The sequence below is a fragment of the Streptomyces sp. SYSU D01066-1 genome (genome assembly GCF_054956795.1).
In genome coordinates, this window is record NZ_JBUDHV010000091.1 from 1 (window position 1) to 628 (window position 628).

A 628-nucleotide genomic window follows, 5' to 3' on the forward strand; every position below is an offset into this window, starting at 1 on the left:
GTCTTCAATTGATCTTGCATGGTGGATCATGGTCGGGTGATACGTCGTCATGAACTGTCCGATGCGGAGTGGGAGTTCGTCCGGCCGTTGCTGCCTGTGTCGTCGCGGGGCCGGAAGCGGCTGGACGACCGGACCGTTCTCAACGGGATCGTGTGGAAGTTCCGCACCGGGACGGCCTGGCGGGACGTGCCGGAGCGGTACGGTCCCTGGCACACGCTGCACACTCGCTTCCGCCGCTGGGCCCTGGACGGTACCTTCGAGCGGATGCTCCAGGCCGCCCAGGCCCGGGCGGACGCCGCCGGGGACATCGACTGGCTGGTGTCGGTCGACTCCACCGTCGTCCGCGCCCACCAGCACGCCGCCGGCGCCCGAAAAGGGGGCTCCGCGCCCCCGGCCTCGGACGCTCCCGGGGCGGTCTGACCAGCAAGATCCACCTGGCCTGCGACGGCGCCGGCCGTCCGCTCGCCTTCACGCTCACCGGCGGCAACACCAACGACTGCACCCAGTTCACCGCCGTGATGGAAGCGATACGGGTCCCCCGCGTCGGCCCGGGACGGCCCCGAGTGCGGCCCGCCCACGTGCTGGGCGACAAGGGCTACAGTTCCCGGGCCATCCGCACCTGGCTGCG

At 71.0% G+C, this 628-nt stretch carries 1 pseudogene; it reads left to right on the top strand.

From position 1 onward, the window contains the following. Positions 1–18: 18 nt before the first annotated feature. A pseudogene (locus tag ACY1JF_RS31925) lies at positions 19–628 on the top strand (IS5 family transposase); the annotation flags it as partial.